The 15,144-nt window shown below is 44.9% G+C and carries 14 protein-coding genes; 7 read left to right on the top strand and 7 right to left on the bottom strand.

Features of this window, described 5'->3' with window-relative positions:
* Position 1: 1 nt before the first annotated feature.
* From SIO70_RS28255 to SIO70_RS28225, 7 genes are read right to left on the bottom strand one after another with little or no spacing between them, the layout of a single operon-like run.
* Positions 2-466, bottom strand: a complete 465-nt coding sequence (locus SIO70_RS28255; RefSeq protein ID WP_083722087.1) for a phage tail protein — start codon at positions 464-466, stop codon at positions 2-4.
* A gap of 2 nt (positions 467-468) precedes the next feature.
* The gene (locus SIO70_RS28250) at positions 469-939 is read right to left on the bottom strand and encodes a phage tail protein (protein ID WP_083722095.1); all 471 of its coding nucleotides are present in this window, start codon (positions 937-939) and stop codon (positions 469-471) included.
* A gap of 34 nt (positions 940-973) precedes the next feature.
* The gene (locus SIO70_RS28245; RefSeq protein ID WP_320576524.1) at positions 974-2,026 is read right to left on the bottom strand and encodes a hypothetical protein; all 1,053 of its coding nucleotides are present in this window, start codon (positions 2,024-2,026) and stop codon (positions 974-976) included.
* Positions 2,027-2,043: 17 nt separating this feature from the next.
* Positions 2,044-3,042, bottom strand: a complete 999-nt coding sequence (locus SIO70_RS28240; protein ID WP_320576523.1) for a hypothetical protein — start codon at positions 3,040-3,042, stop codon at positions 2,044-2,046.
* Positions 3,043-3,067: 25 nt separating this feature from the next.
* Positions 3,068-4,474, bottom strand: a complete 1,407-nt coding sequence (locus tag SIO70_RS28235) for a phage tail sheath family protein (protein WP_320576521.1) — start codon at positions 4,472-4,474, stop codon at positions 3,068-3,070.
* A gap of 35 nt (positions 4,475-4,509) precedes the next feature.
* Positions 4,510-5,787: a hypothetical protein gene (locus tag SIO70_RS28230; RefSeq protein ID WP_320576519.1), complete on the bottom strand. Its 1,278-nt coding sequence runs from the start codon at positions 5,785-5,787 to the stop codon at positions 4,510-4,512.
* A 7-nt stretch (positions 5,788-5,794) separates the two neighbouring features.
* Complete coding sequence (locus SIO70_RS28225; RefSeq protein ID WP_320576517.1) at positions 5,795-6,385, bottom strand: DUF4255 domain-containing protein; 591 nt, start codon at positions 6,383-6,385, stop codon at positions 5,795-5,797.
* 642 nt (positions 6,386-7,027) lie between these two features.
* On the opposite strand from SIO70_RS28225, the gene SIO70_RS28220 reads away from it, so the two are divergent.
* From SIO70_RS28220 to SIO70_RS28190, 7 genes are all read left to right on the top strand, one after another.
* Positions 7,028-8,023: a sensor histidine kinase gene (locus tag SIO70_RS28220; RefSeq protein WP_320576515.1), complete on the top strand. Its 996-nt coding sequence runs from the start codon at positions 7,028-7,030 to the stop codon at positions 8,021-8,023.
* Positions 8,020-8,400 carry a LytR/AlgR family response regulator transcription factor gene (locus SIO70_RS28215; RefSeq protein WP_320576513.1) on the top strand — a complete coding sequence of 127 codons (381 nt, stop codon included), beginning with the start codon at positions 8,020-8,022 and terminating at the stop codon, positions 8,398-8,400. Before SIO70_RS28220 ends, SIO70_RS28215 begins: the two co-directional genes overlap by 4 nt.
* An 8-nt stretch (positions 8,401-8,408) precedes the next feature.
* Positions 8,409-8,723, top strand: a complete 315-nt coding sequence (locus SIO70_RS28210; RefSeq protein ID WP_320576511.1) for a hypothetical protein — start codon at positions 8,409-8,411, stop codon at positions 8,721-8,723.
* A 56-nt stretch (positions 8,724-8,779) separates the two neighbouring features.
* On the top strand, positions 8,780-10,978 hold the full coding sequence (locus tag SIO70_RS28205) for a multicopper oxidase domain-containing protein (RefSeq protein WP_320576509.1): 2,199 nt from the start codon (positions 8,780-8,782) through the stop codon (positions 10,976-10,978).
* Positions 10,979-11,195: 217 nt separating this feature from the next.
* Complete coding sequence (galA, locus tag SIO70_RS28200; RefSeq protein ID WP_320576507.1) at positions 11,196-13,604, top strand: beta-galactosidase GalA; 2,409 nt, start codon at positions 11,196-11,198, stop codon at positions 13,602-13,604.
* Between the two features lie 26 nt (positions 13,605-13,630).
* Complete coding sequence (locus tag SIO70_RS28195; protein WP_320576505.1) at positions 13,631-14,257, top strand: hypothetical protein; 627 nt, start codon at positions 13,631-13,633, stop codon at positions 14,255-14,257.
* A gap of 312 nt (positions 14,258-14,569) precedes the next feature.
* Positions 14,570-15,103: a YceI family protein gene (locus SIO70_RS28190; RefSeq protein WP_320576503.1), complete on the top strand. Its 534-nt coding sequence runs from the start codon at positions 14,570-14,572 to the stop codon at positions 15,101-15,103.
* The last annotated feature ends 41 nt before the right edge of the window (positions 15,104-15,144 follow it).

Below are 15,144 nucleotides of genomic sequence, written 5' to 3'. Positions count from 1 at the left end.
GTTATTCGAAGATTAATCTGTTATAATTGAGTTCCAGTGTTTCGATCAGTACCTCTCCCCGTTCAGCATTCAGCTCACCTATCTTCCAGCTGCGTGGCCATACATTGCTGAGTTTCCAGAGCATGAGTGTTTCATGGTCTTCATTCAGCAGTGATACCTGTAGCAGTTGAATGGGTTTCACCTGCTCATGATCAAAGGCGTCTTTCAGCCATTGGGTCAGCATCGCGCTTTGCGAGGGAGATAACAGCCCCCTCTTCAATACGAGGGGGCCGTACTTTCTTCTCACCGGAATCACGTGCTCAAAGCGGTTTTCGCCGCCTTCCTTTATCGTCTCCGTATCCAGCGTGGCATCTAGTCCGCTTACTGACTGAAAGCGCACATCAATGTTCTCCTTGTCGGTTACGAACTCCACCCTGAAGTGGAAGTTCACGGCCTGATAAAAGGAATTTGCTACATTTTCTGCCATGATTAGTTGTTAGCTTCCATGATTTCAAGTCCTTCATGTACCAGTTCCATTGTCTCGATGGCCACTTCATTGGCATCGGCTTTCAGGTCGGTAGACTGCACTTTGGACGGCCATGCGTTGAGCAGTTTCCAGGTGATGATGGCTTCATGGTTTTCGTTCAGCAGTTTGATGGTAACCGTTCTACGGTATTTGGAGCCTGTTTTGTTACCTTCCTGGAAGTAATAGGTCTTGGACCATTCATTATAGAAGTCAAAGTCCCCTTCAAAGGTGCCGCGCTTCAGCGTTATATTGCTGAACTTACGCAAGCCTGCCTGTTTAGACTTATTGTATTTCTTGCTGTTACCTTCGCGGTATTCTATCACTTCGGTTTCGAAATCAAGACCGCTTACTTCGGTAAATCCCATCCTGAAATCTGTACCCCATTCTACCTGGAAATGGAATTTAGGAATTGGGTAATCGCCTTTAGCTGCCATATGCATTTATATTTTTGAGCGTGATAAAATTTGATTAATTACACCTTGATTTTGGATCTACTACTGCAATTGCGTTGGTGAGACTACTCTTGCAGGCGTCTAGTGCTTCCTTGTCTTTATTGGCTTCTTTCAGCTTTTTAGACAGGGCCAGCAGCGATTGATCATCTTTGTCAAAAAGGGCTTTTACAGTCGTACGGTAACTATCCGCACAGATGGGGAAGGAGAGGATGGGAGTCAGTTCGCAGGTATCGTTGCCATTGTCAGTACCACAATCGTCGTCGGATGAAGGACCGGTGTTCTTCTTCACGAGTGCAGTGGCCGATGCTGCAGGGCTTGTACCGTCGCCAGGACAACCGCTGGCACAACCCAATACATTGTACCAGGTAGTGATGATGGTTTTAAGACCATAGTAGTTCTTACCGTCATGCTGTGTTTTGAATGGTTGGTAATTACCATCGCATGGTTTGAAATCGCAGGTGCAGTCTTTACTTGTTATTGCATCGATGATCAGGTTTGCGAGTCTTACGGCTTCGATGGCCTGTGCAATCAGGGCGTCGCGTGTAGCGATAATGGCATTCAGTTTGGTGCCATAGTCATCGAGTGCTTTCAGGATGCCTTTACCTTTTTCAAGGGCCGGATCGTCATTCTTCTGGATGCAGATCTGCAGGTCATCGTATCTTTTTTTTATATAATCTACCTGGCTGTAGAAATCCCTGACCATACAGAATAGGGTTTCAATCGCCTTGCAGGCTTTGCTGGCATTGTACCAGATCTTATCTGCCTGGGTAGCAATTATTTCCAGCTGGTGGCAGATGTTGCGTGCCAGGGTTTCAGCTTTATCCAGTTCATCGAGCCATACTTTATAGCGGCTGCGTCTGTCTGAAATAAAGGCGATCTTATTCTGGAGCTGTGTAGTCTTTTCAGTAACGGAAGCAGAGCGCTGCGTTACGTCTTTCAGCTGATCCTGCCAGGTGTCGTAGCAACAGTCAGTACAACCACCATCGCTGGTGGTGTTGGTGTTGCAGCAATCGGCGATCTTAGCGTCCCAGCCAGCTGCCAATGCGTCGTAATTATAGGTAGTAGACATTTGCGGGGTTTTAGAATTTAACAATTAGCTTCTTCTTCCTGGGTGACAGGTTTACAGCAGAAGGCATCTTTTACTTCATCACAGATGTTGCAGATGGCATCACTGCATCCTTTCAGACGGGGTGAATAGTTGCTTTCGCCTACCTGTACGCAATCGCATGGAGGGCAGCACAGATGTCTTGCTGCATCGTAATAGCCTTCCAGAATACTGCGCTGATAATGGCGATCGGTTATAGCCCTGGTCACTTCCTGTACCTGTTTTACTACATCATCCTGTAGTTTGTCCAGGTCTGTCTTGCGTGTTTTCATCACGCCACTGATGTGTGCTTCAAAAAGTTTAGACTGATCGGACAACGTTTTTTCCAGTGGCTCCAATGTTTCGAGATTAGAGAAGAGCTGGATACCTGCTACATCAGCGGCACTCTGGAAGATGGTATCAATGTCTGATGCCAGTGCTTTGGGCATATTCACCAGATCATTCAGAATCTCTTCTGATTGGGCGCAGGCAGCGATCACCTGTTTGCCACCTTCGCCACAGTTGCAGTTCTCACGGCTCTTTCCGGTAAGTGCTTTGTACTGGGAGCAGTTGCAGCTGTCATTGATAGCGCTGTCCAGCTTACCGGCAGCATCTTTCAGGTCAGCGAATTTTGTTTTTACTTCTTTTGCTTTTTTCGCAATGTCTTTCAGGGCGGCACCCAAAGCGCTATTCCACTTTTTGTAGGTGTCCATGTTAGACTTCAGTGATTCGTTGGTAATGAGCAGCTCAGTGGCGGTGGTCATTTCCAGGTTGCGATAGCGGCGGTAGTTGTCTTCTGTTTTTACAAAGAGACATTTCTTTTCATTCAGCAGCTCGCTGACGCCGTCATATTTTTTCTCCGCCTTACCCAGCGACGCAGCAGTATCATAGAGATTGCTGCATACAATACTTCTTTGGGTATTGATGCTCTTTTGGGTGGCGTTATCCTTGTCCTTACATTTATCTGTATTGGTGGATTGTTGTTTTTGCGGTATGTCCATAACAAATCGTTTGAAAGATTAAATTTTATGCTTCCGTCAGCATTTTATGCATGAACCGGAGTATGATAAACTCGGCAGGTCTTACTACCGCCAATCCAATTTCCACGATCATACGCCCTTCCCATATGTCTTGTTCAGTCATGGTTTCACCAAGACCAATCCTTACATAAAACGCTTCGCGGGTGGTAGTGCCCATCAGTGCGCCGGCCTTCCATTGCTGAGTGAGGTAGTTCTCGATCATAGATCGTACCCTGATCCAGGTGTTACGGTCATTGGGCTCGAATACGAATTGCTGAGCGGCATTTTTGGTCGATTCCTCTACCATGTTGAAGAACCTGCGTACAGGAATGTAGCGCCATTCGTTGTCATTACCTGCCAGTGTACGTGCACCCCAGATGATGGCTGGGCCCCTTCCCGGAAATGAACGGATTACATTGATAGACTTACCGGCGGTAGTGTCTACATTCAGGTTTTCCTGATCTTCCTGCGTAATGAGCATTTCAGGAGCAACTGCGTATTCGATATTTACATTGGCAGGTGCTTTCCACACACCACGGTTGTTATCGACAGTCGCATATACCCCTACTACTGCAGACGAAGCAGGCAGCAGCATCTGGATATCATTGATAGCGCCCCGGGCCATGTTGTAGTAAGCGTTGTTATTTGATTTGAGTTCAGTGAGGGTAGCACCGATATCGCCTGCACCATTGCTGATGATCTTTACATCTCCTTCGTTATAAGTGAAATCTGTTCTTGTATAAATACGGGGGAAATAAACAGCAGCATACTTCAGATCATCTGTCGTGCCAGAGAGCGTATTGCGCAGGAAATCCACATCCAGTCGCCAGTTGCCGGCATTTGCAGGATCAGGAAACACATCCAGTACCGTAAAGCGATCTTTCAGTTTTACACACTGTGCAATAGCAAGGGCATACAGTGCGTAGTAGTTACCTGCACTGGCCATGTTGATCGCATCCGGGAAAAGTAAGAGGGTTACTTCATCTATCTTTTCTACTTCAGCAAGGCCGACCTGCAGGTCGGCATCGAGGATCACATCTCCATCGGAATAACCGCCTACCGAAGTGACATAGCATGGTCCGCCACCATTGATAAAGAACATTTGCAGGGAATAATACATCAGGTATTTGGAGCGGAGTTCTGCATTGATGGCCCCCTGAATATCTACTTTACCCTGTGTGGTATCGACGGTGATTTCAATACCTGCATCGGGTTTGGCACCGCCGAAATACAATTCGTATTCCAGCATGGATTCAATGCGCCAGGGTTTATTTGTGAGGTCGCCGGCCACTTTCCACTGGGCCTTTTCCGTATAGCCGATAAAGGCAGGAATAGCTGTTTCTACGGAAGCGATGGAAGGGGGCAATTTGGGAATCTCTTCTATGTAGACGCCCGGGGTTTTATATTCTGCCATATGTTCTTGTTTATAAAATTTTAAAGATTGAAGGTTTAAGGTGCTACCGGAAAGAGTTTTGAAGTGGGTAGCATAATTTCTGTGAATAGCTGTTTATTTTCACTACGAATCATGCCATAGTCTTCCGGGTTTGGCAGGAAGAAAAATGAATTGTCCGGTTTCTGAAAATAAGTGGAATGATAAGTGGAATTCCTGGGGCTTTTGCTAATGAGTGATCCGTTCTGGTAATTCAATAATTCATCGGGGTAATTGGTCTGATCAAATGGTAATCTGTTTGCATGCACATAGCGCCAGTAGGTCAACCTGCTCGGAATCCTCAGCTCGAACACGGGTGGGTCGTTAATATTGCCCACCGGTGGTTTGCGGGTAATGAGGTAACCCTGATCATCCAGCAGATTGAACGCCGCATTCGTAACACGTGGTTTGAATTGCAGGGTAGCCCAGCCGTTTGTATCGGAAAAGATCACAGCATGTTGCCAGGCATAGCTATTGTCACCTGCTACTTCAAGTGAATATTTAATATAGTTAACTAAGGAAAGATTGCTGTAGTTGAGTGCTACTTTTTGTAAGCCACCCGCATTTTGAGCGACAAATGTATTCACCACATTACCTCCGCTATCTTTAAGTGTGAAGGTGGCCTGTGTCACATTTGCACCAGCAGGGAAAGTAAAATTAAATCTCAGTGGCAGCAAACAACGATCACCCTCATTCACGTAGTCATTGCCATGCAATGGCAACCACTTGTCTGCATTATTATCAATATAATATGCCTTAACGCTGTTGGGGGCGATCGTCGCGAGTTCTCCCTGTTCATATGCATACCCTGCAGTAAAGTCTGCAATGCGGCTGTTAAGCGCAGGGAAATTAAGCGCACTGAGCACACTATCATTACTAAAGTAATAGGTGGCTGGCACAGGATTAACAATACGTGAATTGGTAATGGTATGAAAGACGGGATTTTTCACCCGGAGGAGTATCGTAACCGTCAAATCTGCAGGCAGCGGTATTTTGGGGGTATATACCCGCGTGCCGTCCGGCAGGAAAGAGGCGGTGACTTCAATGCCAACTTTACAACCTGAGTAAGAGGGGAGCAGGCGCAGATGATGATCTCTGAACAACTGATTCAGTGCGGAAGGCACCTCAAAGCTGATATCGTTATTGACAGCCGGAGCATCTTTATCCAGCCTGTCACTAAGGAATAACAGGCGGTCTGCCTGGTTGTCCAGATCAAATATAGAATCACCTTTTGGATTGGTGAGATAGAATTCATGCAGCACCTTTACCTCAAACAATATTTTATATATAGTTTGCATGGTTAGATCACCTGTTTATGGGGGCGTTATTATTTTCTATTTCTTCAATGAGTGGTACTTCTCGCAGTCGGTTGTTCGACGTGAGTGCAATAAGACGGAGTTTATACATAACAAATGGCATTTGTCTGCCACCCAGAGATCCCCACAAATGGTTGATCTGTTCGAAGGTAAGGGTATAAAGCTCCAGGGTAAACTTCATATCCAGTACATCTTCGCCGGGTGGCAAACTGCCGGTATCGGAAGCATAATGAAAAGAACTTTTCCCCTGTACAAACTGAATCACGTAGCTCAATCGCTTCAACGCATCTACGTACTTGCTGCCACCGTAGTTACATACAAACAGTACATACAGGTTAAGGAACACCGGAGGATTCTGGTATACAGCGCTGCTGCTGCCTTTCTTCAGGGGTGTATTATTCTTTAGTGTACTTTCCTCCTCAAGATTGACAAGGGTAAGTACGATGTTGTCCGGTAGTTGTGTACCGGAGGCTGTTTCAAAAAGACCGATGTTGTCAATAACAACAGTCGCTGCAGCATCAGTAATGCTCAGATAAGATTCCAGCTCTTCTTTCAACAACAAAAGTGCACGATCAATCATTGCTAATTGATTAAATTAACGACATGGAATAACCAGACACTATATCATGCAGGATGATATGCGTAAAGTACAGTAAAGTATTAGATGCGTGATTCCCTTTATGGTAGGGAATTCTCTGTTCACAGACGCGCTACAGTTCGATGAAAAATCAGTGATGATTCATTACTGAATAGTTGTGTTTTGGGGTAAATAAATTAGTTGAAAATTACCAGGTTCTTCCAAAAAATGAATGTTGTGATCCATTTACCTTTTAGGTTTGTCAATATGCTATCTATCGCTTTTGGGGTAAAAAGGTAAATGATGTCGTGAAATTAAAACTAAATCTTGAAATTCAAACAAATCCTTTGCTTTAATTTTTTTCCATGTTCGATTAGTTAACATGCAAGTTACATCCATACTATGAATATAGAGCCAGTATTTCTCCGGAACTTCATGCGTAGAAATACGGTAAATTAAACTTTATACCTACAAAAAATGCCATTTTACCTCATTCCTCATTTGGGATGCTGTAAAATTGCCAAATTGCATAGTATCTATAACTGCTTTCCGGGGGGAAGATATTTACCGGGAGGGATAAATTAAAAAGTATCAGCATTCATGGCCGGGAACCGCAAGTACATATGGTACCACATATTTGGGAGTATGGCATTTTTGTTCGTACCCCTGTTACTTTCTCCCAGGCCGCCTGAGGAAACGCAATACATTTCCCGTCCTGATATCAGGGACCTGATCGGTAATGCACTCATGCTGCTTGTATTTTATCTCAATTATTACTGGCTGATCCCCGTCATATATTTTAAGCGGAGGTATGCATTATATTTGACGGGGATTGTGCTGGCATTCATTATGATTGGTGTACTGCCTTCCCTGCTTACGGGGCATATTCCCTGGCAGCCTTCGCCTGTACCACCGATGCGAATGCCGGATGCGAATGGGATGGGACCTATGTCGAACGGAAGAAGTTTTCCTGTGCAGATCAGTCATCATATATTCCTCTTCGCCATCGTCATACTTACATCAGTCTTACTGCGTATCAGACACCGCTGGTTTCTGGTAGAGACAGCCCGGTACAATGATGAGCTGATGCATTTGAAAGGACAGATCAGCCCGCACTTTTTATTCAATACCCTGAATAGTATTTATTCCCTGGTATTGAGCAAGGACGATGCCGCACCGGATGCAATTATAGAGTTATCAGAACTGATGCGCTATGTGCTCAGAGATGCCAATCAACACAAGGTACCACTGGAACGGGAGATCAAGTACATTACCAGTTATATCTCACTACAACAGGCCAGACTGGGAAATACAGCACCCATTCATAGCCAGGTACAGGTAGGTACAAATGACTTGCAGATAGCACCGCTGATCCTGATTTCCTTCATAGAAAATGCATTTAAGCATGGTGTAAATCCGGATGCACCATCAGATATAAATATCATTATTCAGTTAACAGCACAACAACTGGTCCTTCATGTGACCAATAGAAAAGTGAGCAAAAGACAGGTAGACGGGGAGGGGATAGGTATGGAGAACACCATCAAAAGGTTACAATTACTATACCCCTCCCGGCATCAGTTAAATATAACAGAGAATGAAGACGAATTTTCTGTACAACTTTCAATGGACCTGGCATGATGAAAGCAATAGCGATAGACGATGAACCACCTGCATTACAGGTTATTGAAACATATTGTAATAAAATAGATATTATAAGCCTGGAACAAGTATTTACCAGTACGGCAGCAGCATTAAAATATCTGGAAGAGCACGTGATAGACGTATTGTTCATTGATATCCGAATGCCAAACGTATCAGGAATGGACTTTTATAAATCATTACCCCGCAAAATGGTAGTTGTGTTTACGACTGCTTACAGCGAATATGCGATCGAAGGATTCAATGCCAGGGCAGCCGATTTTCTCTTAAAACCATTTCAGTATGACCGTTTTCTGCAGGCCGTAGACAAGGCAGCCATGCAGGTAGCTATTTTGCAGCAAACAGGGATACTTTAGTTTTTTTTATGGAAAGTAACTTAACGAAGGAACTATTTTTCCTTCTGCCGGTTGTAGCCATCGCTGTGTCGATGGTGTTATTTAGAAAAAGAAAGAAAGGGGGGCCTTTTATAGTTTCGGTACCTCAGGTGCCCACACCTAAAGTGATACAAAAGAGTATAGTCTCGACAGGGATCATACTGGAATATAAGCATCACTGCCGTGTGGCGCCTGCACCGGAACAGTCTCCGGCCGGCCCACACTTTAAGGTAGATGAGATGTATAAGCATGACATTGAACAATGGGAATCTCACTTTATCAGGATACCCTTCAGTAAGAACTAATAATTTTATACAACTCCCCTGAAATTCTATACCTGTTCCTGATTTATCTTTATCAGGTGAGGAATCTATTATCTATACTTTTACTGTCGCTGTGTTGTACAGCAGCCTTTGCACAGCGAACTGTGCGATATGACCTGTATATTGCCCATGGTCACATGCACAATGAAATGACCATTAATGGTGGAAGTCCCGGTCCTGTATTGGAATTTACAGAAGGTGATACCGCCCTTATCTACGTACACAACCAGATGGGAATGGAAACATCTGTACACTGGCATGGTATTCTTTTGCCCAATAGGTACGATGGTGTATCCTATCTCACCACGGCGCCTATCAAAGCCGGAGAAACACATGAATATAAATTTCCTATTATTCAAAATGGTACTTACTGGTATCATTCACATACCATGCTCCAGGAGCAGAGTGGACTGTATGGCGCAATTGTGATTCATAAAAAGAATGAGCAGCCACAGAAAGAATATACCATGCTGCTGAGTGATTATACCCGCATGAATCCACATACGGTAGACAGATATTTGCATAATGCGTCTGACTGGTTCTCTGTAAAAAAGAATAGTGTGCAGAGTTATGGAGAGGCGATCAAAGCCGGTAAATTCGGTACCAAAGTAACGAATGAATGGAAACGCATGCTGGCGATGGATGTGAGCGATGTATATTATAATCATTTCATGACAAATGGAAAGATGACAGATACATTGCTACAATACAAAGGAGGAGATAAAGTGAAATTGCGTGTGGTGAATGGGAGTTCTTCTACTTATTTCTGGCTCACTTATTCAGGCGGAAAGATTACCGTAGTAGCAAATGATGGAAAGGATGTAGAACCTGTAGAAGTAGATCGCTTAATTGTAGGTGTAGCAGAAACATATGATGTGGTAGTAACGATTCCTGATGATATGCAGTATGAATTTCTCGCAACTTCTGAAGATAGAACGAACAGTACTTCTGTGCTGTTAGGAAGTGGCATGGCCATGCCCGCAGAGCGCTTGCCACGATTAAGATATTTTGAAGGAATGAAGATGATGAATGGCATGATGAAGATGAATGGAGATATGGATGATATGGGGATGAATATGTCATCACAGCAGATGGATATGAATACAGTGATGTATCCTGAACTGGATCGAAAAAAGAAACCTGCCGGCAACATGGACCACATGCATTCGGATATGAATATGCATATGGACATGAATAAGAGCGGCATGGGCAGTATGAGCAATAGCGATGATCTGGTCACCCTCAATTACAGCATGCTTCGTGCTACCGAAAAAACAACCCTGCCCGCAGGTCCCACAAAAGAACTCCATTTCGACCTTACCGGCAACATGAACCGCTACGTATGGACAATCAATAACAAAACCGTTTCCGAATCAGATAAGATCCTCATTAAAAAAGGAGAAAACGTTCGCATCATTTTATACAACAATACCATGATGCGCCATCCCATGCACCTACACGGTCACTTCTTCCGTGTACTGAATGGTCAGGGCGATTACTCGCCCCTAAAGCACACCCTTGATATTATGCCAATGGAAAGAGATACCATCGAATTTGCCGCCACAGAAAGCGGTGACTGGTTCTTCCATTGCCACATCTTATACCACATGATGAGCGGCATGGGCCGTGTATTCAGTTACGAAAATTCACCTGCCAATCCTGAACTCCCAAATCCTGAAAAGGCATACCGGAAAATAAAAGCTGATGACAGGCAAATTCATACGATGGCAGAAGTTGGGTTAGAAAGCAATGGCAGCGATGGTACCATACAATTTGCCAATACCCGTTACCGTTTACAAACTGAATGGAGAGTCGGCCTCAATGCAGAAAACGGCTATGAAACAGAAAGCCATTTTGGCCGCTACCTCGGCCGCATGCAATGGCTATTCCCCTATATCGGCTGGGATTTCCGCTACCGCCGTGAAAAGCAACCAGAAAAAAACTTATTCGGCCAGACCAATACCCGCAATAAACGCGGTGTACTGCATGCAGGTTTTGAATATACGCTACCCATGCTGATTACCGCGGATGCCTCCATCGATACCGATGGCAAACTCAGACTGCAACTAAGCCGTGAAGATATTCCCATTACCAGACGCCTTCGATTCCAGTTCATGGCAAATACTGATCGTGAATACATGGCCGGCTTCCGGTATATCTGGACAAATTACTTGTCTTTATCTACTCACTACGACAGTGACATGGGTTTTGGTGCAGGTGTCACGCTCAGATATTAACTAATACTAAGCAAATATTAACCTTATTGGTCATTGTGATCTGCTACAATAATCTGCTGGAGATGCCTGCTATTACAGGCATCTCCAGCCCCCTCAAATAAAAGCATCGGCCGAAGGCAGACTTTTTTTTTGCCCCAATAAATGATAAAAACTGTCTTTTTTACAATTATTAATTCCTATATTGCTTTCCTCACACCACGTAAGGAAAATCATTATCATGAAAAAAGATCTGCTGCTTTTATTCTCAGCACTAACCATCGGCTTCACCGCCGCTGCGCAGTCACCACTACGCAGACACATCAATTTCGATTCAAACTGGAAATTCGCCCTCGGCCACGCCGGCAACGCAGAAAGAGATTTCAACTATGGCCTTGAAACCTCCTTCTCAAAATCGGGTTCCGCATACAACACCTGCATCGAACCAAAATTCAACGACAACACCTGGCAAGACATCCAACTCCCACATGACTGGGCTGTCACCCTGCCATTCCAATATTCAAAAAAAGGTGACCTCGAAGGCAAAGGCTACAAACCTGTAGGTGGCGGTTTCCCCGAAAACAGCATCGGCTGGTACCGCAAAACCTTCAACATAGCCCGCGCCGACTCCGGCAACCGCTTCGTCATCCAACTCGACGGCGTATACCGCGACAGCAAAGTATGGGTAAACGGCTACTACCTCGGCGGTAACTTCAGCGGCTACACAGGCGCCTCCTACGACATCACCGACGTATTACAATTCGACAAACCCAACGTCCTCGTAGTTCGCGCCGACGCCACTCAAAATGAAGGCTGGTTCTACGAAGGCGCTGGCATCTACCGCCACGTATGGCTCAATGTCACCAACAACCTGCACATCGCTACTGACGGTGGCGTGTTTGTTCACTCCACACAGAAAGGAAACGATGCCATTGTTACCATCGAAACAACTGTAAAGAATGAAAATATTACCCCTGCCAATGCCACTGTATACACTGTGATCACCAACAGGGAAGGCAAGACACTGGCACAAAGTAAACCACGACCACTGTCCCTGGCCATCAATGAAAGCAAAAAGCTTTCGCAGGCTTTAACCATCACCCAACCACAACTTTGGTCACTGGAAAACCCCTATCTCTACCGTGCCGTGGCTATCGTACAATCAAATGGTAAAACCATCGATAGTATGAAGGTGCGTTTTGGTGTTCGCACCATTGTAATGGACAAGGATAAAGGCTTCTTCCTCAATGGTAAAAACATCAAAGTACAGGGTGTATGCTGTCATCAGGACCATGCGGGCGTAGGCGCCGCCTTACCCGACTACCTGCAATACTATAGAATTGGATTGCTGAAAGAAATGGGTACCAACGCCTATCGTACCAGCCACAATCCGCCTACACCTGAGTTACTGGATGCCTGCGATAGCCTTGGTATGATTGTAATGGATGAAACCAGATTACTTAACAGTGGTCCTGAATACGAAGGGCAATTACGTAAACTGATCCTGAGAGACAGGAACCATCCAAGCATCTTCATCTGGTCTATTGGTAACGAAGAATTCCAAACCCAATATACCGACATCGGCAAGCGCATTGCCCAGCACAACCTGTTCGTACAGCAGGAGCTGGATCCTTCCCGCACCAGTACTTATGCTGCAAACATGCCGAACGTATTTCATGGTGTGAACGAAGTAATTCCCGTGCGCGGTTTCAACTATAACCTTGGCGGTATAGATGGCTATCACAAAGATCATCCTGAACAACCGGTAATAGGCACAGAAGTAGCCAGCACTGTCACCACCCGTGGCATCTACATAAAAGATACCGTAAATGGCTATGTACCTGACTATGACAGCACCTACCCATCATGGGCCTCTACTGCGGAGATCTGGTGGAAACTGGCCACCGCACGCCCCTGGTTTATGGGTGGTTTTGCATGGACAGGCTTCGACTATCGTGGTGAACCTACGCCTTACAGCTGGCCAAATATCAACTCTCACTTTGGTATCATGGACATGTGCGGCTTCCCTAAAAATGTATATTACTATTACCAGGCATGGTGGACGGACAAAGATGTGCTGAATATTGCCCCACACTGGAACTGGCAAGGAAAAGAAGGACAGCCCGTACTGGTATGGATCAATACCAATGCAGAAAATGTAGAACTCTTCCTAAATGGCAAAAGCCTTGGGAAAAAAGATATGCCGGTCAATGGACACCTCCGCTGGAGCGTGAACTATGAACCCGGTACCCTCGAAGCGGTAGCTTATAAGAAAGGTAAAAAAATCACCAGCAAGGTAGAAACCACCGGTACTCCTAAACGGATTGTATTAACCCCCTCAAAGACAACTTTGCAGGCTGATGGAGAAGACGCTGTCGTAGTCAATGTGAGTGCAGTGGATGATAAGGGCAGAACAGTGCCCGTAGCCGGCGATATGATCCACTTCTCACTGGATGGCCAGGCAGACATCATCGGTGTCGGCAATGGTGATCCCAGCAGCCATGAACCTGATAAATGTGTACAAGGTGCATGGCAACGCAGCCTCTTCAACGGGCATGCCCAGTTGATCATCAAAGCAGGAAACAAACCCGGAGCAGTGGTACTAAAAGCTACAGGAAATGGATTGGAGGCAGCTACCGTTACATTTTAATCTATAATTTTTTTAAACCCTCAAAAATGAAAAGAAACCCTCGTTTGCTAGTAGCAATCAGCCTTGTTATGCTCCTAATAGCTGCCTGTAAAAAAACAGAAGACCTGCCCGATATCAAATCTGATAACGTTGCCAGTACCAGTAGCGAAGCTGCTGTCACTGGCAACGTGACTTATACGCTGGTCACATCCAGTAATCCTACGTCTACAGAGCAGGCGGCGTACACTCTCATCACTGCTGCTATGGATAGCGCCGTATGGTATATGAATCATTATACCACCTACACCAAAGCGATTACTGTGACCTATGTGCCTTCTGTATCCACTGCCGATGGCAATATTAATGGAAGTATCCGTTTTGGCTCCAACACGTATTATATGAACCTGGCTACTGCGCTGCACGAAATAGCACATACAGTAGGCGTAGGCACTACGAGTGTATGGTGGAATACCCTGATCGTAAGTGGAACCTATACAGGTACCTATGCCACGCAGACACTGCGTACACTCACTGGTAATTCAACAGCAGTATTGTATGGAGATAGTCAGCACTTCTGGCCATATGGACTCAATTACCCAACAGAAGTGACTTCTGTGTATGATTACATTTATCATTGCCAGATATTGGAAGCAATGCAGCTGGATGGTTTGTAAATAAAACATTCATGAAAGAGAGAATTCTCCAACGGGGAATGAAAACCATTTTCAGAAAAAAAAAAGCCATGACGCAGAGGCGAAACGGCTATTACTTAAACCTACAACTGTTAAAACTGCAATTTTCATTGCGATGCAAAGGTAGAAGGTAATGGCTCATTGAATGAAACCAATAAATCGGAATACAAGACCAATTTTTCCTGCCTCGCCGGCGACAGGGAAAATTGGTCTTTTTTTGTGCTTTTTTGGAATTGATGCGAAGCGTCAGACGTTCTACTTTTGTATGGAATTAATGACAAATCGCGCAAGTTTATGAATCAAAAGAAATGGATCATTGACCCTGATCACTCAGGTGTTCAGTTTAAGATCAAACACCTTGTCATCTCGAATGTAACCGGTGCCTTCAATAACTTCAATGGTGGTGCAACCTTCTCCGATCCGCACCAGATCGATAATGCAGCAGTTCATTTCTCACTGGATGTACACAGTATAGATACCAATCAGGAACAAAGAGATACCCACTTAAAGTCCGTCGATTTCTTCGATGCGGCACACTTTCCACAAATAACATTTCAATCCGCTTACTTCAGAAAACTGAAGGGTGATAGATACAGCCTGGCAGGTACACTGACCATGAAAGGCGTGAGTCGTCCCATAGAACTGGAAGCAGAGTATGGTGGTGAAGCTGTAGATGGTTATGGCAGAAAGAAAATAGGTTTTGAAGTGAAGGGAAACATCAGCAGATGGGAATTCGGATTGACATATAATGCTGTGCTGGAAGCTGGTGGATTGCTGTTGGGCGAGGATGTACAGCTGGAAGCGAATATACAGCTGTTACAGGAATGATGCATTATAGATGCAAGATGAAAAAAAAGATTAATTGCATC

It is taken from the genome of Chitinophaga sancti, from assembly GCF_034087045.1.
In the GTDB taxonomy this organism is placed as follows: domain Bacteria; phylum Bacteroidota; class Bacteroidia; order Chitinophagales; family Chitinophagaceae; genus Chitinophaga; species Chitinophaga sancti_B.
This window is presented reverse-complemented; position numbering and strand designations above follow the sequence as displayed.